General features: G+C 60.0%; 17 protein-coding genes. 1 reads left to right on the top strand and 16 read right to left on the bottom strand.

Annotated elements, in window-relative coordinates:
- Positions 1-64: 64 nt before the first annotated feature.
- The 11 genes from HPDFL43_RS00475 to HPDFL43_RS00425 form a co-directional block, all read right to left on the bottom strand.
- Positions 65-811 (bottom strand): SDR family oxidoreductase, encoded by a 747-nt coding sequence (locus tag HPDFL43_RS00475; RefSeq protein ID WP_007199580.1) that lies wholly within the window; start codon positions 809-811, stop codon positions 65-67.
- An 18-nt stretch (positions 812-829) separates the two neighbouring features.
- Entirely contained in the window at positions 830-2296 is a 1467-nt protein-coding gene (locus HPDFL43_RS00470) for an aldehyde dehydrogenase family protein (RefSeq protein ID WP_007199579.1), read from the bottom strand.
- 48 nt (positions 2297-2344) lie between these two features.
- Positions 2345-3955, bottom strand: a complete 1611-nt coding sequence (locus HPDFL43_RS00465; RefSeq protein WP_007199578.1) for an ABC transporter ATP-binding protein — start codon at positions 3953-3955, stop codon at positions 2345-2347.
- A complete protein-coding gene (locus tag HPDFL43_RS00460; protein ID WP_007199577.1) occupies positions 3952-4812 on the bottom strand; it encodes an ABC transporter permease in 861 nt (286 codons plus the stop codon). The genes HPDFL43_RS00465 and HPDFL43_RS00460 overlap by 4 nt, the downstream gene beginning before the upstream one ends.
- Positions 4809-5759 carry an ABC transporter permease gene (locus HPDFL43_RS00455; RefSeq protein ID WP_007199576.1) on the bottom strand — a complete coding sequence of 317 codons (951 nt, stop codon included), beginning with the start codon at positions 5757-5759 and terminating at the stop codon, positions 4809-4811. The genes HPDFL43_RS00460 and HPDFL43_RS00455 overlap by 4 nt, the downstream gene beginning before the upstream one ends.
- 70 nt (positions 5760-5829) lie before the next feature.
- Entirely contained in the window at positions 5830-7320 is a 1491-nt protein-coding gene (locus tag HPDFL43_RS00450; RefSeq protein ID WP_007199575.1) for an ABC transporter substrate-binding protein, read from the bottom strand.
- A gap of 44 nt (positions 7321-7364) precedes the next feature.
- Positions 7365-8672: an acetylornithine deacetylase/succinyl-diaminopimelate desuccinylase family protein gene (locus HPDFL43_RS00445; RefSeq protein WP_007199574.1), complete on the bottom strand. Its 1308-nt coding sequence runs from the start codon at positions 8670-8672 to the stop codon at positions 7365-7367.
- A 156-nt stretch (positions 8673-8828) separates the two neighbouring features.
- On the bottom strand, positions 8829-9191 hold the full coding sequence (locus HPDFL43_RS00440) for a septal ring lytic transglycosylase RlpA family protein (RefSeq protein WP_040449446.1): 363 nt from the start codon (positions 9189-9191) through the stop codon (positions 8829-8831).
- A gap of 102 nt (positions 9192-9293) precedes the next feature.
- Positions 9294-10166 carry an SDR family oxidoreductase gene (locus HPDFL43_RS00435; protein WP_007199572.1) on the bottom strand — a complete coding sequence of 291 codons (873 nt, stop codon included), beginning with the start codon at positions 10164-10166 and terminating at the stop codon, positions 9294-9296.
- Positions 10167-10181: 15 nt separating this feature from the next.
- On the bottom strand, positions 10182-11393 hold the full coding sequence (gene queG / locus HPDFL43_RS00430) for a tRNA epoxyqueuosine(34) reductase QueG (RefSeq protein WP_007199571.1): 1212 nt from the start codon (positions 11391-11393) through the stop codon (positions 10182-10184).
- A 4-nt stretch (positions 11394-11397) separates the two neighbouring features.
- Entirely contained in the window at positions 11398-12090 is a 693-nt protein-coding gene (locus HPDFL43_RS00425) for a glutathione S-transferase family protein (protein ID WP_007199570.1), read from the bottom strand.
- A gap of 190 nt (positions 12091-12280) precedes the next feature.
- Here HPDFL43_RS00425 and HPDFL43_RS00415 point away from each other — a divergent pair, with 190 nt between their 5' ends.
- Positions 12281-13084, top strand: a complete 804-nt coding sequence (locus HPDFL43_RS00415; protein WP_007199569.1) for an undecaprenyl-diphosphate phosphatase — start codon at positions 12281-12283, stop codon at positions 13082-13084.
- Positions 13085-13089: 5 nt separating this feature from the next.
- On the opposite strand, the gene HPDFL43_RS22090 is transcribed toward HPDFL43_RS00415, so the two are convergent.
- The 5 genes from HPDFL43_RS22090 to pyrF all read right to left on the bottom strand — a co-directional run bounded on the left by HPDFL43_RS22090 (position 13090) and on the right by pyrF (position 16335).
- Complete coding sequence (locus HPDFL43_RS22090) at positions 13090-13236, bottom strand: hypothetical protein (protein ID WP_007199568.1); 147 nt, start codon at positions 13234-13236, stop codon at positions 13090-13092.
- Positions 13237-13394: 158 nt separating this feature from the next.
- Positions 13395-14132: a sulfite exporter TauE/SafE family protein gene (locus tag HPDFL43_RS00405; protein WP_007199567.1), complete on the bottom strand. Its 738-nt coding sequence runs from the start codon at positions 14130-14132 to the stop codon at positions 13395-13397.
- 44 nt (positions 14133-14176) lie between these two features.
- Positions 14177-15157, bottom strand: a complete 981-nt coding sequence (locus tag HPDFL43_RS00400; protein ID WP_007199566.1) for a complex I NDUFA9 subunit family protein — start codon at positions 15155-15157, stop codon at positions 14177-14179.
- Positions 15158-15310: 153 nt separating this feature from the next.
- Entirely contained in the window at positions 15311-15604 is a 294-nt protein-coding gene (locus tag HPDFL43_RS00395) for a DUF1330 domain-containing protein (RefSeq protein WP_007199565.1), read from the bottom strand.
- Between the two features lie 2 nt (positions 15605-15606).
- The gene (gene pyrF, locus HPDFL43_RS00390) at positions 15607-16335 is read right to left on the bottom strand and encodes an orotidine-5'-phosphate decarboxylase (RefSeq protein ID WP_052093244.1); all 729 of its coding nucleotides are present in this window, start codon (positions 16333-16335) and stop codon (positions 15607-15609) included.
- Positions 16336-16409: the final 74 nt, after the last annotated feature.

The raw sequence follows: 16409 nt of genomic DNA, 5'->3' as shown, positions 1-16409 counted from the left end.
TAACTCCAGGGTTGGCTTCTGCTACAGGCTTGGATGACGCATAGCAAGCGCGGGGCGGCTTGCCTCAGATGCAGCGTCCTCCATCCACCTCCATCGCCACGCCGGTGATCATCGCCGCTTCATCGGAACACAGGAAGCATGCGGCATTGCCCATATCCTCAGGCGTCGAGAACCGCCCCAGGGGAATGGTGGAGAGAAACTTGGTCCGGATTTCGGGCGTGTCTTCTCCCATGAAGGATTTGAGCAGCGGGGTTTCGCCCGCCACCGGGTTGATCGCGTTGACGCGAATGCCTGCAGGCGCCAACTCTACGGCCATGGTTTTGGTCGCCGTGATCATCCACCCCTTGGAGCAATTGTACCAGTTGAGCCGCGGCCGCGGGCTGACACCGGCGGTCGACGCAACATTGAGGATCGCGCCTGACCCATTTTGTTTCATGACCGGAACAAAATGTCGCGCAGTCAAGTAAACCGACTTCACATTGATTGCGAGCACACGGTCGAACTCTTCTTCGCTGACCTCTTCCAGCGCGGTGGGCAGATGGGTGACGCCGGCATTGTTGATGAGGATATCGAGGCCACCAAAGCGCTCCAGAACCAGTTCCGACATTGCAACGACGCTGTCATTTTTGGAAACGTCAACGCCTACCGCGAAGACCTGGTCGCCAAGCTCGGAGGCGAAGGCCTCTGCCGATTGCGCGTTGATGTCAGCAATGGCCACGCGGGCACCCTCGGTAACAAACTTGCGCACAATGCCGGCACCAAAGCCCGATGCCCCACCCGTCACCAGCGCGGTCTTGCCTTGAAGTCTCATCGAAAATTCCTCCTGAGATTACTTGCCATGCCAGACAGCAACGGTCTTTAGCGCCGAGAAACCGTAAAGCGCCTCGAAACCCTTTTCGCGGCCATGGCCGGATTTGCCAACACCGCCGAAGGGCAGCTCAACCCCGCCGCCGGCGCCATAGTTGTTGACAAACACCTGACCGGAGCGGATCGCTCGCGCGAGCCGCATCTGCCGGCCGCCATCCTGCGTCCAGACACCTGCGACTAGACCGTAGTCGGTGCCGTTGGCGATGGCGACCGCTTCATCCTCGTCGCGGAACGGAATGATCACCTGAACCGGGCCAAAGATCTCATCACGAGCCAATGCATGGCTCGGGTCGACGTCGCCATAAAGTGTCGGGCGCACATAATGGCCGCCCATGGGCGCCGATTTCGGCATCTGACCCTCGGCCACCGGGGCAAGTCCGTCTTCATCGGCGCGGGCCAGAAAGCCCTGGACGATGGTTTTCTGCCGCGCGGAGATCAGTGGGCCAACCGACTGGTCCTCTATGGCGGCGCCGACGGTGAGCGACCGGTAGCGCTCGCTCATCAAACGCACCACTTCGACATGCCGCGACGCTTCGACCAGAATGCGCGAGGAGGCGGAGCAGGTCTGGCCGCAATTCTGAATGCCCGCATTGACCAGAAACGGCAGGGCACGGTCGAGATCGGCGTCAGCAAAGACAATCTGCGGCGATTTTCCGCCCAGTTCCAGCGTTACCGGGACGACATTCTGCGCTGCGGCCTGTTGCACCTTGCGGCCGGTTTCAAGCGATCCGGTGAAGGAGAGATGATTGACATCGTGATGGGCACAGAGCGCGGCACCGGCTTCCTCGCCGAGGCCGGGCACGACATTGAGCGCGCCATCGGGCAAGCCGCAATCGGTGGCGATCCGGGCGAAAGCCAGGGCGGTCAGCGAGGCTTCCTCAGCCGGCTTCAGAACAGCGGCGTTGCCCATCGCCAATGCGGCTCCGACCGAGCGGCCAAGGATCTGCATCGGATAGTTCCAGGGAATGATGTGACCGGTCACGCCGTGGGGTTCGCGCAGGGTATAGACCGTGTAGTCGGTGAGGTAAGGAATGGTCTCGCCATGGATCTTGTCGCAAGCACCGCCGTAGAACTCGAGATAGCGGGCTAGAGCGCGCGCATCTGCACGGGCCTGGGTCAGTGGTTTGCCGACATCATGGGCCTCGAGATTGGCGAGCCATTCGATGTGTTCCTCCACCGCGCGGCCAATTTTGGCAAGCAGACGGCCGCGTTCGGCGGCTGTCATCAAGCCCCAGTCGCCTGACAGCGACATGCGCGCGGCGATCACGGCAGCCTCGATATCATCGGCAGCACCGCGGGCAATGCGGCCGATCTCCTGCCCGGTGGAAGGATCTTCCACCGGCAGGGTGAGTCCGCTGCGGGTGTTGATCCAGCGGCCACCAATCAGGCATTGGCGGGTGTCGAAGCCGGCATCAAGCGTGGCGGGCATGGCGAGTCCTTTCGGCAGTTTGAGGCCAGCAACATAAGCGATAGCCCGTCATCCGGCGGATTCCGCCAAAGCGGCTTCGAGTGAGGGCGTCGCGGCAACAAGGGTTTGTGTATAGGGGTGCTGCGGATTGTGAAACACGGTTTCGGTGTCGCCCTCCTCGACGATACGGCCATCTTTCATCACCAGAACCCGGTCGGTGATGGCCCGGACCACCGAGAGATCATGGGAAATGAAGAGATAGGACAGGTCCAGCCGATCCGACAGATCTGCCAGCAGGTCCAGCACTTGTGCGCGAATTGAGACATCAAGCGCGGAGACCGCTTCATCCAGAACAATCAAAGCCGGCTCAATAATAAGGGCCCGAGCAATGGCAATGCGCTGACGCTGGCCGCCGGAAAACTCATGGATGTATTTGTCCGCATCCGCGGAAGACAACCCGACCTCGGTCAGAGCGCGATCGATCCTACGCTCAAGATCAATGCCCTGAGGCCTGTCTTTCATGAGGTGGAACGGTTCCGTAACAAGCCGTTTTACCCTGTGACGCGGATTGAATGACCCGTAGGGATCCTGAAACACCACCTGCATGCGGGCACGGAGCTCCGGGTGTGGACCATCACCGGCGCTTGAGAAGACATGGCCATTGAGCTTGATTTCACCACCCTGAAGCGGATCCAGCGCAAGAATGGCGCGGGCCAGCGTTGACTTGCCGCAACCGGATTCGCCAACCAGCCCGACATTCTCACCGTGAAAAATCTCAAATCCCACATGGTCCACGGCACGGAAGGGTGGCGGGCGGACAAACAGGTTTCGGCGCGGTTGCTGGTAGTCGCGCACCACGTCACTGACCGAAAGCACCGGAACCTGTTGAGGTTCGGCCCGTCGGCGGCGTTCGGGCGCATGGGCCGAAGCCTCAAGCAATGCGCGCGTGTAAGGATGCTGCATGCCCTCGAAGATCTTGCGGGTTGGCCCCGCTTCAACCACGGCGCCATCCTTCATGATAGCAATCCTATCGGCCAGACCCGCCACCACTGCAAGATCATGGGTGATCAGCATCAGACCCATATCCTGCTCATGCACGAGTTCCCTGAGCAGGTCGAGGATCTGTGCCTGGGTGGTCACATCAAGGGCTGTGGTCGGCTCGTCGGCGATCAGAATTTTGGGGCGCAATGCGATAGCCTGAGCGATGACCACGCGCTGACGCTGGCCGCCGGAGAGATCATGCGGGAACCGATCAAGCGGGAACCGGTCTTCCGGCAGGCCGACACGGTCGAGCATGGTCCGGGCAATGGCCAAAGCCTCACGCCGGCCGGCCGCGGTATGCACCATCACCGTTTCAGCCACCTGGTCGCCAATGGTGCGTACCGGATTGAGCGCGGTCATAGGCTCCTGAAAGATCATCCCGACATCGCGGCCACGCATCTGGCACAGCGCCGGCTCATCCATAGTGGCAAGATCGTTTCCCGCGACCTCGAGCCGACCCGTCCACTGACTGCCGCGCGGCAGGAGCTGCATCACCGACAGCGCGGTCATGGATTTTCCTGAGCCGGATTCGCCGACGACCCCGAGGATCTTGCCCGGTTCAAGCTCGAGATCGATGTCGTGCAGCACGGTCTTGCCGTGGATGTCGACCCGTAAGTTGGAAATCGAGAGCCCGTTCATCCCCGCCCCCGCCTGAGCTTCGGATCGAAAAGATCACGCAGGCCGTCGCCCATCAGATTGAGCCCAAGCACGGTGATGATGATTGCAAAGCCGGGAAACAAAGCCATGTGCGGTGCCAGCGAAATCAGGGTCTGTGCATCGGCCAGCATCCGGCCCCAGCTTGGCAGCGGTGGCTGCGCGCCAAGCCCGACATAGGCCAGCGCCGCTTCTGCGAGAATGGCCAGCGAAAACTGGATGGTGCCCTGGACGATGAGCAGATTGGCTATGTTGGGCAGGATATGTTCGGCTGAAATTCGCGCCCGGCCCTTGCCCGCCACCCGGGCAGCGAGGATGTAATCCCGGGTCCAAAGCGAGAGAGCTGCGCCGCGCGCAAGCCTTGCAAACACCGGAATGTTGAAAATGCCGATGGCGATGATGGCGTTGACGGCGCCGGGGCCAAAGACGGCTGTGATCATGATCGCCAGGAGCAGCGATGGAAAGGCAAAGACCAGATCATTGCCGCGCATGATGAATTCGTCGATCAGGCTCCCGCGGTGCGCAGCAGCATAGAGCCCAAGTGGGACACCGAGCAGCATCCCAACGCCGACCGCAACAAAGGCCACGGCGATGGAAACACGCGCACCGACCATGATCATGGAAAACATATCGCGACCGAAATGATCTTTTCCAAACCAATGATCAAGCGACGGCGTTTTCAGTTTGGAGGCGATATCAAGCTTGGTTGGATCAAACGGTGTCCAGGCAAAGGAGACAAGCGCCAGGATCACGAAGAACGCCGAAAGCACGAAGCCGGTGACAAAAGCCGGGTGACCAAGTGCCATGCGCAGAAAGCTGCGGTCGGTCGGGTTCGCACTCATGCGCGCCGCCTCCTCAACCGCGGATCTGCCGCAGCATAGGCAAGATCAACCAGGAAGGTGACGACAATGACCGCAAACACCAGAAGGATTACCACCGAGCGCACCACAATGAGATCGCGTTGGGTGATCGCCTGAAACACCAGCCTGCCGAGGCCAGGCAGATAGAAGACATTCTCGATGATGATGCCGCCGGCCAGCAGAAATGAGAACTGAAGACCGATGATGGTCAACACCGGGATCAGCGCGTTGCGCAGCGCATGCCGCCTGAGCGCCTGACCCCGGCTCAGTCCTTTGGCGCGGGCGGTGCGCATGAAGTCCTCATCCAGCGTGTCGATCAGCGATGATCGCATCACCCGCGCAAGAATCGACGCCTGAGGCAGCGCCAGTGCGATTGCCGGCAGGGTGAGTGCTTTGATGGCAGGCCAGAAGCCGGCTTCCCAACCAGGAAATCCACCAGCGGAAAACCAGCGCAGATTGATCGCAAAGACCAGAACGAGGATCATTGCGAACCAGAAGTTGGGAATGGCCACGCCAAGCTGGGTGGCGCCCATCACCGAAACATCGGCCGCCGAATTGCGCTTTGCCGCGGCGAGAATGCCGGCGGGAAAGGCAATCAGCGTCGACAGTGCGAGGGCATAGAGTGTCAAGGGCAGCGAGATCGCCACCCGTTCTGAAATCAGTTCCGAAACCGGGACACGGTAGGTGTAGGAGACGCCGAAGTCGCCTTGCAGCAGGCCGGCAACCCAACTCAGATAACGCAACGGCAGCGGATCATCGAGCCCGAGCTGGGTGCGCAGGGCTACCACTGCCGCAGGATCGGCATTGATACCCATCATGAAGGACGCGGGATCTCCAGGCACCACCTCCATGACCAGGAAGATCACCAGGCTTGCCGCAACGAGACTGAGCGAAAGCGATAGGAAGCGCCGCAGGAGATAGGCGGTCATCAGACAGGATCCAACGCGAATAGGATCCGAAGGCCGGGTGCTTTTCCGGCCTTCGGGCAGATCTCGGGCTTCACTCTTCCCAGTAAACCCCGGTCATGTCATTGGCCTGGGTCGGCGAATTGGGCCAGAGGCCCTTGAGCTTGGCATCGGCGACGCCGGTGCGGGCAAGCTGGAAGAGGTAGCCGTTGACGTAGTCATCAGCGATCTTCTTCTGGGCTGCCTGCATCAACTCAGTGCGCTTGGCCGGGTCGGTGGCGTTGGCCAGGTCCGCCATGATCGCCTTGAAATCCGCATCCCCATACTGGAAGTAATAGTCCTCGCGGCCATAAATCCCGATGTCCATCGGTTCGGTGTGCGATACGATGGTCAGATCAAAATTCTTGGCCTTGAAGACGTCCTCGAGCCACTGCGCCCACTCGACATTTGTAATTTCGGTGGCAATGCCGACTTCGCGCAATTGCGCTGCGATGATTTCACCGCCGCGGCGGGCATAGCTCGGTGGCGGAAGCTTCAGCGTGAGCGTCAGATCGCTGACACCAGCTTCGGCGAGCAACGCCTTGGCCTGTTCCGGATCATAGGCAGATTGCGCTGTCAGATCGACATAGGCAGGATTGTGCGGGGCGAAATGGGTGCCGATCGGCGTGCCATAGCCGAACATCGCACCATCGATGATCGCCTGCCGGTCAATCGCGTGGGTGATCGCCTGGCGGACCTTGATGTTGTCGAGCGGGGCCTTCTTGTTGTTCATGGCGAGAATGGTTTCGCCTTCGGTTGACCCGATAATCACGGAAAAGCGCGGGTCGGCTTCAAACTGAACAAGGTTTTCCGGAGCCGGGAAAACAGGAAAGGCGTCAAGGTCACCAGCCATCATTGCGGCAAAGGCCGCAGTCGGGTCGGAAATGAACTTGAAGGTCACCTTGTCGAGCCTCACCGCCTCGCCCCAGTAATCGGGGTTGCGGACAAGATCGACGCGGTCGCCCTTGACCCATTCGCCAAAGCTGAAGGGTCCGGTGCCCACAGGCTTGGCGGCATTGTCGGCGGCGGTTTCCGGCGCGACGATAACCGCATCACCCCAGGCGGTGTTGAACAGGAAAGAACCGTTCGGCTTGGAAAGCGTCACCTTGACAGTGGCCGGATCGACCACATCGACCGAAGCGATGTCGGCAAACAGGGCCTTCTGGGCATTGGTGGAATCGTCGGCACGCGCGCGATCAAGCGAGAACTTCACATCATCGGCGTTGAAATCGGATCCGTCGTGAAACTTCACACCCTCGCGCAGGTTGAATGTGTAGGTCAGCCCGTCATCCGAAATCTCCCAGCTTTCCGCGAGTGCCGGAAGAATAGACCCGTCAGCACCGAATCGGGTCAGGCCCTCGAACACATTGGCGTAGACCACCTCGTCAATCGCGGCCGCAGCCCCCCCGGTCGGATCCAGATTCGGTGGCTCGAGCTGCATGCCGATGGTTGCGTCCATCTTGGCGGCCATGGCCGGGGCCACGCCCAGACCCAGGCTCAAAGCCAGGATCGAAACGGCTGCTGCCATAATCGGGTTGTTTGTCATTGCGATTCCTCACTCACGTTGAGATGCTGACCTGCCGGGCCCTGTCAGGTGCGCCCGTACAAAAGATCATCCAGGGCAAAGGCCATCACCTTCGCTGAATCCACCATGTCGTCGATCCCGACATATTCATCAGGCTGATGCGCCAGGTCGAGAATACCGGGTCCATAGGCAATACAGTATTTCAAGCGGCCAATACGGTCAATATGTTTCTGATCATAGGTGCCGGGCGAGACCACATGCACCGGTTCACAAGACAGTGCCGAACGGATCCCGCGTTCCACCGCCTTGACAACGGGCGCATCAACCGAGGTCATGGTCGGACTGACCTGCCAAAGCTCTTCAAAATCATAGCGGAAGCCTGCCCGTTCAGCCTTCACCCGCTCCAAGAGCGTTATGATTTCCTCACGCACCTCGTCGGCCTGTTCTTCGATGAGATAGCGCCGGTCGATGACCATACGCGCCTCATCAGGCACGCAGGCCGAGGGAAAGCCGGTGAAATCGGGGGCCGGTTCTGCCTGTCCGCCATGCAGGGAGTTGATGTTCATGGTCGATTGCCGCGCACCATCAGGCACCACCGGCATGGAGGTGTGCTTTTGTGCCAGCGCCGGGAAAAGCGACGATTCCATTTCGGAGATGACAGCACCCATGTGGCGCACGGCGCAATCGCCCAGAAACGGCATGGAGCCGTGGGCGATGCGGCCATGGGTCTTGATCTGCGCCCACATCACGCCTCGGTGGCCCAAACAGATCCTGTCCTTGTTGAGCGGTTCGGGAATAATCACATGCTGCACCCGTTCAGGCGAGAAATAACCCTGTTCGGCGAGCCAGGCGACGCCGCCGTAGCCGCCGGTCTCCTCGTCAGCCGTGCCGGAGATTTCGATCGCGCCAGGATATTCGGGCCACAACGCGATGAATGCCTCGGCCGCGATGATGGAGGCTGCCAGCCCGCCCTTCATGTCACAGGCGCCACGGCCATAGATCTTGCCGTCCGATACGGTTCCGCCGAAGGGATCGAAGGTCCAGCCGGCGCCAGCCTCGACCACATCGATGTGGGAGTTGAAGTGCACACAAGGGCCAACGCGTCCACCCTCCCGGCGGGCGACCACGTTCCAGCGCGGATATCGGGCGCTGTCTCCAGGCGTGCCTTCGGCGCGCAGTAACTTGATCTCGAATCCGGATGGCTTCAGACGCCGGGCCAGATAGTCACAGATATCGCGGTAGCACTCGCCAGGGGGATTGAGCGTGGGGATGCGGATCAGGTCCTGGGTCAGCGCGACGAGATCATCGCGCCGGGCGGCAATTTCTCGCGCCAAAGCGTTTTGCCGCGTCTCTATGTCCTGCCCCTCGATCATCACAACGGTCTCCTGGTAAACCGTGGTTCACCATAGCGGGATGGACGCAACTGACAAGCAGTTTGAGCAATTTTCAGGGAAAGTCGGAAGCTGCTAAGTATATGATATTTAGCACATTAACCGGAGCTCATAAAGGCCGTCGGCTCCGTCGCGGTGTCAGGACACCACCTTGTAGCAGACTTTCGCGACGCCGGACCGGATCATTCCCAACTCCCTGGCGGCGGCCTTGGACACGTCGATGATGCGGCCCTTGATGAAGGGGCCGCGGTCATTGATGCGAACGACCACGGATTTGCCGTTGCGCGGGTTGACCACCTCCACCATGGTTCCGAACCGGAGCCTGGGGTGCGCGGCGGTGAACTTGGCCGGATCCATGCGCTCACCGGATGCGGTCTTGGAGGTCAACGCATACCAGGAGGCACGGCCACAGGCTGCGCTGGCCGGTGCCACTGACAAAGCAACAAGTGCAGTGGCGAGAAGCAAGGCACCGAGCGGCTTGCTGGAAGTGATCAGGGTCATGTCTTGGTCCTTGATGAGCTGGACCCCCTGTTCGAACAACAAAAAGGCGCAACAATGGACGTCGGCATCACTTTTTATGGCCGAATGTTGCGCTGCGGTGGATCAGCCTTTCCAGCCGCCGTCCCGCCACAGCGCGCCAAGGCCTTCCATATAGTCGGGATAGGTGAACCGATAGCCCGCAGCCTTTATTCTTGAATTGGCGACGCGCTTGTTCTCGCCGTAAAATGACCGTGCCATGGGCGTAAGGTCGGCAGTTTCGAAATCTGTTTCCGGCGGCGGCGCCACGCCCATCAGGTCTGCGGCATGGGCGACCACATCCTGTGGCGGTGCAGGCATATCATCCGTAACATTGAAGACCCCGCCAAGATTGTTGCGCGCCAGCAATGTGGTCGCGCCACCGATATCAGCGACGTGGATGCGGTTGAACACCTGGCCCGGCTTTATAAGCCGTCGCGCCTTGCCGGCATCAAGGGTCTTGAGCGCATTGCGGCCTGGCCCGTAGATGCCTGACAGCCTGAGGACAGCCAGCGGTACATCTGCGGCGAGGGCAAGCTCCTGCCAACCCTGTTCGGCTTCCACCCGCGCGATGGAGCGTTTGGACACAGGCTTGCAGATGGTCTCCTCGTCAACCCAATCACCGCCATGGTCACCATAGACGCCGACTGTGGAGAGATATCCCGCCCACTCAAGCGCAGGAAGATGGTTCTTCAGACCGTCGGCAAAGGCGGCAAGCAAAGGGTCACCCTCAGCATCGGGTGCGATCGACATCACCAGATGGGTGATGCCAGCCATATGGGTGCGCAGATCTCCGTCCGGAGCACCGCCCTGGTAGATCAATGGAGTAAGGCCGGCAGCCTCGAGCTTGGCAAAACGTTCCATGCTGCGGGTGGTGCCGCCGGCAAAATCGCAATCGCCTGCCAGAGCACGGGCAATGGCAAGGCCGGAAAAACCAGCACCGAAGATCATCAATCGCATTGTTTCACCTGTTTTTCACGCATTTGGCCGATTGAGCGCGAGGTCCCATTCAGCTCGGACTTCCGGATCCGTTTCTCCCAATACAACCCCGTCCTGAACTCCGATTCGGCTCTGGGCCAATTCGCGCATTCGTGTGGGCAGTGTCAACTGCGACAATGCCCAGACAGAGGCGCCGCGTACCAGGGGTGACGGATCGCTCAGCAAGGTCTCGCAGGCGGGAACAAGCGTCTGATCACCACTGTTGCCAGCCGCAACCAGCACATTGCGCAGAAACCTGTTGCGGCCGATCCGCTTGATGGGCGAGCCGGAGAAGAAAGCGCGAAATCCGGCATCATCCAGCGCCAGAAATTCAGCAAGCCTTGGCGATTGCAGATCTTCGCGGGCGATCAACTTCATTTCGCTCGCGGATTGGGCGTATTTGTTCCAGGGGCACACGGCCAGGCAATCATCGCAACCATAGATCCGGTTGCCCATGGGGGCACGGAATTCATGGGGAATCGGCCCCTTGTTCTCGATGGTGAGATAGGAAATGCAGCGCCGCGCATCAATCTGATAGGGCGCCGGGAACGCGTCTGTCGGGCAGGCTGAAAGACAGGCCCGGCATGAACCGCAATGATCCGTCTCCGCCACATCCGGCATCAGTTCGACCGTGGTGAAGATCGAACCCAGAAACAACCAGGAGCCGTGGCTGCGGCTGACCAGATTGGTGTGCTTGCCGATCCAGCCCAGTCCGGCAGCCTCGGCCAGCGGTTTTTCCATGACTGGCGCCGTGTCGACAAACACCTTCACATCGCCACCAGCCCGCGCGGCAAACTTGCCGGCGAGCTGTTTGAGCCGGCCCTTGATGATGTCGTGATAATCCCGGTTGCGGGCATAGACCGAGATCGACGCGCGCGATTTTTGCGCAAGCCCCTCCAACGGACTGGTCGCCGGGCCGTAATTCATTGCCAGCATGATCACCGAACGGACCTCAGGCCAAAGGCTCTTGGGATTGGCGCGGCGGTCTCTTGTGTCTGCGAGCCATTCCATCGAGCCGTGGCGGCCCAGTTCGACAAATCGCGCCAGTCTGTCGGAAGCTTCGGCGCCGATATCGGAGGGGGCAATCGCAAGATCGGAGAAACCGAGTGCCGCAGCCTCTTTCTTCAGAAAGGATTTGAGATGGTCGGCAGCATCGGTCCTGGCGCTCCGGCCTTCGCTGTCCTGCGCGGGGGAGCCATCGGAAGCCACAGCGCTAGAAATCGAGGTCAGCGTAGTGGGAGACCGGCGGAATGTTGCGGACCCTGTCGCCCAGCAGCGGTCTGAACGAGGGACGCGATTTCACCCGCTGGTACCAATCCTTGGCCTGCGGGCTCTCATTCCAGTCAATTTCGCCGAGATAATCCATCACCGAAAGTGCAGCGGCGGCAGCGAGATCGGCATAGCTCAGACGGTCGCCGGCAAGCCAGGCACGTGACCCGGCGAGCCATGAGAGATACTTCATGTGCTGACGAATATTGGCGCGGCCCGCACGCAACATCTTCGGATCGGGGGATCCACCGCCGTCCTTGGCGGAAAGCTGAACCTTGAAAATGCGCTCACGCACAAGCGGCCGCACGACGTCCTGTTCGAACTTGATCAGGAACCACTCCATCAACCGCCTTGTTTCGGCGCGCTGAAACGGGTCTTCGGCCAGGAGACGCCGGTCACGCTTGAACACGCCGAATGATTCGTCGAGCCATTCGGCAATGATGTGTGGACCACAAAGTGCATAGTCGTTGTCGCAGACGCATACCGGCAGGGTCCCGGCGGGATTGATCTTGATGAACTCCGGGCGCTTTTCCCAGGGCAGTTCCTCAACCAGGTCGGCGGCATAATCGACTTCTCCAAAGCACAAGCGGATGAACCGTGACGCTGAAGAAACCGTGTGGTGATAGAGAACTGGCATGGTGACGCAAACAAGGATCGGGTTGGCGCTGGTGCGCAGGGCTGGTCAGATTCCGGAAAATAGAGCTATACGGATTGGCCCGCGGCAAGACAAGCGAATCACGAGCCATGTGCGGACCTTGTGTTTTTTTACGGATGCGGACATGACAAAGCTCTACATCAGCTCTCGGGCGAAACAAAGGCGTACCTGAATGGATGGAACAACACTTGTGGGAGCGGCCCTTTTGGGTCTGCTGGAAGGCCTGACCGAGTTCATTCCGGTCTCATCCACGGCCCATTTGTTGCTGGCGGGTCATTTCCTCGGGTTCAACTCTCCCGGCAACAGCTTCGAAGTGTTGATCCAGCTGGGTGCTATCCTGGCAATCCTGTCGGTTTATTTCGCACGGCTGTGGAAGCTCGCCATGGATTTGCCGACCAGCGCCGAAGCGCGGCGTTTTGTCGGCGCCATCCTGCTGGCATTTCTGCCCGCTGCGGTGATCGGGGTGATGGCGCATGGGTTTATCAAGACGGTGCTGTTCGAATCAACCGCATTGATTTGCTGGGTGCTGATCGGCGGCGGAATCGTGCTGCTGATCATCGACAGGATGCCGCTCAGGCCGAAATACACCAATGTGATGGACTATCCGCTGTCGCTTGCTTTCAAGATCGGGTTGGTCCAGTGCCTGGCGATGATACCGGGGACGTCGCGTTCGGGCGCAACCATAGCAGGGGCCTTGCTGCTGGGCGCAGACAAGCGGTCGGCGGCCGAGTTTTCGTTCTTTCTCGCCATGCCGACCATGGCCGGTGCCTTTGCCTATGATCTCTACAAGAATTACGACAAGCTCGGCATGGACGATGTTACGGCCATCATCATCGGTTTTGTCATGGCTTTCATCGCCGGCGTTATTGTGGTGCGCAGCCTGCTTGATTTTGTTTCAAAGCACGGGTTCGCGCCATTCGCCTGGTGGCGTATCGCGGTTGGGACACTCGGCCTGATTGGATTGTGGTTGTTCTGAGCGGGTTACTTGCCGACCTGCAGCGTGCACGGGTCCACCCCATAGGCGGGAGCACAGCCCTTGGAACCAGCCACGCTACCCGGCGAAAAAGCCGCAGCAGACAGAATCAAGACCGCCGCGAATGCGAATGCAGTTACAACAGTCTTGGCCATCTCAATCTTCCCTGCTTTTAACGGTCACAATACCCACCTCTCCAGATCAGAGATCTCCCGCACGTGACGAAGCTGGAGCGATCTAGCCGGACTGCCCGGCGCAATCAAGTGCCAGGCCGCTGATCGGCACATAAAAACCCATGATTCTTTACTGATAGTTAACCATGCGCCATTCCGGCAACACCCTGGCGGAAAAGATCGAGCGCCAGAAGCGTAAGGCATATCCTGAAGATCAACCTAAACCGTTTTTCGGGCGTTCGGCGCAGAACATTCGTGCCAACCCAGGTTCCGGCCAAACCGGTCAGAACCATAAGAGCGATCAGCGGCGCCCATGGCGCAAAGGCGAAACCAGCTAAGCCGAAAGCAAGGGTCTTGACCAGGTGCTGCAAGCTCATCACCGCTGCGGTGGTGGCCTGAAACCCCAGACGTTCAGGGAAAGTCTTGGACAGCACAACGGCGTTCAACGGACCGGTGGCACCAAACAGCATGGTCAGAAATGTGGTGATCATGCCAGTCAGCGTGAAACCCGGCAGGCTGATGGCGGCCAGTCTGGGCAAGCTTACCCAGGTGAGCACAAGAATGAACCCGCCCAATGCGGCCTTGAGCACAGTGTCAGGAAGAGCGCCGACAGCCTGTCCGCCGATCCAGCCACCGGGTATGGCGCCAGCCAGAAAAGCGGCAAGACAGCCCCAGGCGATATGATGGCGCAGAACAACGGAGCGACCGACATTGGACCCCAGTTGCACCACACCGTGGATCGGGATGATCGCAGCGACCGGGACCAGGTAGCCCATCAAGGCAAGCAGGGCCAAGCCGCCGCCGATTCCGGCCGAGGCGGTCAGCGCAGATGTGAAGAAACTTGCGAATATCAGCGCAAGGGCTGACCAGCTTTCCATTCCCTGCGGCGCCAGGGCCGCAAGAAAGGGCGCCAGGTCAGGACTCAGGCTTCACTCCCTGTCCCGCTGTACTGGCCATGCGGCCGAAAACGGCCAAGATAGGTGGGCAGGATCGCTTCAACCGTGGTCTGGCGGATACCGATGCCAGCGAGGGTGCGGTTCTCACGCGCGGCTTCATCAGAGACGACATTGTCGGATTTGAGCAGCTTGACCTGGTCGGCGGTCAATGGCGGATCGATGAAGGGGATCAGCGATGTGATTTTGCCCATGAGTGAAGCGACGCCCCAAGGCAGCGTGACCAGCGGGCGCTTGCGGTGGATGGTTTCAAGCATTTCCTCAAGGCACTGCCTGAAGGTCATCACCCGCGGGCCACCAAGTTCGTAAATTGCACCAGGCACGAGGGTGCCATCAACGCTGCGCGCCACAGCTTCGGCGACATCGCCAACATAGACCGGCTGGAATTTCGTTTCGCCGCCACCAACCAGCGGCAATGCCGGCGCGAGACGGGCCATTCCGGCGAATTTGTTGAAGAAGCCGTCCTCAGGCCCGAAAATGATCGAGGGGCGCATGATCCGGGCGTCCGGCATGACTTCGGCCACGGCCAATTCGGCATAACCCTTTGTCCGCGCATAATCAGAGTCAGAATCCGGGTCTGCGCCGATGGCGGAGATATGGGTGAGGCCGGCACCTTGGGCCCGGGCGGCTTCCGCCACTGCGCGGGCACCGAAAGCCTGCACCGAATCAAACTTGTTGCGGCCGGACTCAAACAGAATACCAACGCAGTTGATCACATGATCAGCGCCCCTGACCGCGCGGTCGACGGAATCCCGGTTGCGCAGATTGGCCTGAACGGCAACAATCTGGCCGACACCTCCCAGCGGCTGCAAATGACCGGCCAGATCAGGGCGACGGACCGCGACGCGGATGCTGTAGCCGCGCCGGGCGAGCGCCCGTACAACATGGCGGCCCACGAAACCTGACCCGCCAAAAACAGTGACGAGCTTGGGTTGGTTCAGCGTTGACATTGATGCACTCCCTGAAAGAATCCTGGTGCTGCCCGGCAAAGCTTGGCTTATTGCTCCGCGCGCGGAACTTACCAAGCTCTTAGTCAAAAACCACCGCGAGGTGAAGGCCCAAAAGCTCTTCCAAACCGCCCATGACGACTTCAGGCGTCAGACTTAACCCTCATAGCCTTCAACTATGATGATTTCGCCTTCCGAAACCTTCTGCCGAATTGCCCGGGCCTTCTGGTAGGTTTCTGAGTGGTAGCAGGATTTGGCAGCTTCAACGCTCGGGAACTCGATCACCACGTTGCGGGCGCGGCCTTGGCCCTCGACAGCGTCACAGGCACCACCGCGGACCAGAAACTGGGCTCCAAATTCCACAAAAGCCGGTTTCGCGGTTTCAACATATGCCTTGTAGCCCTCCGCATCATGAACGTCGACACGTGCGATCCAGTATGCTTTTGCCATAATCAAACCTTCTCCTGATATTGAGACATTTCCATGCGAATGGCGCGCGCGGCAGCGGCCGGGTCTTCAGCGGCAACGATGGGCCTCGCCACCACCAGATGGGTGGCGCCCGCCATGAGCGCATCCGCCGGGGTCATCACCCGTTTCTGATCGCCATGATCAGCACCGGCGGGCCGGATGCCCGGCGTGACAATTGCCATGTCCGGTCCGACCACCTCGCGCACGGCTCTGGCTTCGGTCGCCGCGCAGACAATTCCACCCATACCCGCAGTACGGGCCTGCGCTACGCGGCGCAGCACCAGCTCCTCGGGAGACAGCGCGTAACCCGCTTCTTTGAGGTCGGCAGCATCCATTGACGTTAGAACCGTTACGCCAAGCAGACAAAGATCGCTGCCTTTGGCAGCTTCCACCGCAGCCCTCATCGCCTTCGGATAGGCATGAAGTGTAAGCATGTCGACGCCCATCTTGACGATGTTCTCGACGCCCTTGGCCACCGTATTGTCGATATCGAGCAACTTCATGTCGAGAAAGACCTTGCGGCCCGAGGCCTTGAGATCGCGCGCCAGAGACAGGCCGCCTGCAAATGCGAGTTGATAGCCGATCTTGAAGAAAACGGCTTCATCGCCGATCTGCTCCACCTTGGCTACGGCCTCGGCGACTGTGGGGACATCGAGCCCCACGATCAGGCGCGGATCGGCCGTCTGCGGGGCAGAAGCATTCAAATCAAGCATGGCATCTGGCATGACTCATCCCTTCCGTTGATCCGGTCCTCGCATGATGATGGCTGGATCGCAAGCCCAGGACT

Source organism: Hoeflea phototrophica DFL-43 (assembly GCF_000154705.2).
Lineage (GTDB): Bacteria > Pseudomonadota > Alphaproteobacteria > Rhizobiales > Rhizobiaceae > Hoeflea > Hoeflea phototrophica.
This window is presented reverse-complemented; position numbering and strand designations above follow the sequence as displayed.

Bases quoted from the DNA above. Each gene is read 5' to 3' on its own strand.
- HPDFL43_RS00475 (WP_007199580.1), bottom strand. From the start codon at position 811: ATGAGACTTCAAGGCAAGACCGCGCTGGTGACGGGTGGGGCATCGGGC.
- HPDFL43_RS00470 (WP_007199579.1), bottom strand. From the start codon at position 2,296: ATGCCCGCCACGCTTGATGCCGGCTTCGACACCCGCCAATGCCTGATT.
- HPDFL43_RS00465 (WP_007199578.1), bottom strand. From the start codon at position 3,955: ATGAACGGGCTCTCGATTTCCAACTTACGGGTCGACATCCACGGCAAG.
- HPDFL43_RS00460 (WP_007199577.1), bottom strand. From the start codon at position 4,812: ATGAGTGCGAACCCGACCGACCGCAGCTTTCTGCGCATGGCACTTGGT.
- HPDFL43_RS00455 (WP_007199576.1), bottom strand. From the start codon at position 5,759: ATGACCGCCTATCTCCTGCGGCGCTTCCTATCGCTTTCGCTCAGTCTC.
- HPDFL43_RS00450 (WP_007199575.1), bottom strand. From the start codon at position 7,320: ATGACAAACAACCCGATTATGGCAGCAGCCGTTTCGATCCTGGCTTTG.
- HPDFL43_RS00445 (WP_007199574.1), bottom strand. From the start codon at position 8,672: ATGATCGAGGGGCAGGACATAGAGACGCGGCAAAACGCTTTGGCGCGA.
- HPDFL43_RS00440 (WP_040449446.1), bottom strand. From the start codon at position 9,191: ATGACCCTGATCACTTCCAGCAAGCCGCTCGGTGCCTTGCTTCTCGCC.
- HPDFL43_RS00435 (WP_007199572.1), bottom strand. From the start codon at position 10,166: ATGCGATTGATGATCTTCGGTGCTGGTTTTTCCGGCCTTGCCATTGCC.
- HPDFL43_RS00425 (WP_007199570.1), bottom strand. From the start codon at position 12,090: ATGCCAGTTCTCTATCACCACACGGTTTCTTCAGCGTCACGGTTCATC.
- HPDFL43_RS00415 (WP_007199569.1), top strand. From the start codon at position 12,281: ATGGATGGAACAACACTTGTGGGAGCGGCCCTTTTGGGTCTGCTGGAA.
- HPDFL43_RS22090 (WP_007199568.1), bottom strand. From the start codon at position 13,236: ATGGCCAAGACTGTTGTAACTGCATTCGCATTCGCGGCGGTCTTGATT.
- HPDFL43_RS00405 (WP_007199567.1), bottom strand. From the start codon at position 14,132: ATGGAAAGCTGGTCAGCCCTTGCGCTGATATTCGCAAGTTTCTTCACA.
- HPDFL43_RS00400 (WP_007199566.1), bottom strand. From the start codon at position 15,157: ATGTCAACGCTGAACCAACCCAAGCTCGTCACTGTTTTTGGCGGGTCA.
- HPDFL43_RS00395 (WP_007199565.1), bottom strand. From the start codon at position 15,604: ATGGCAAAAGCATACTGGATCGCACGTGTCGACGTTCATGATGCGGAG.
- pyrF (WP_052093244.1), bottom strand. From the start codon at position 16,335: ATGCTTGATTTGAATGCTTCTGCCCCGCAGACGGCCGATCCGCGCCTG.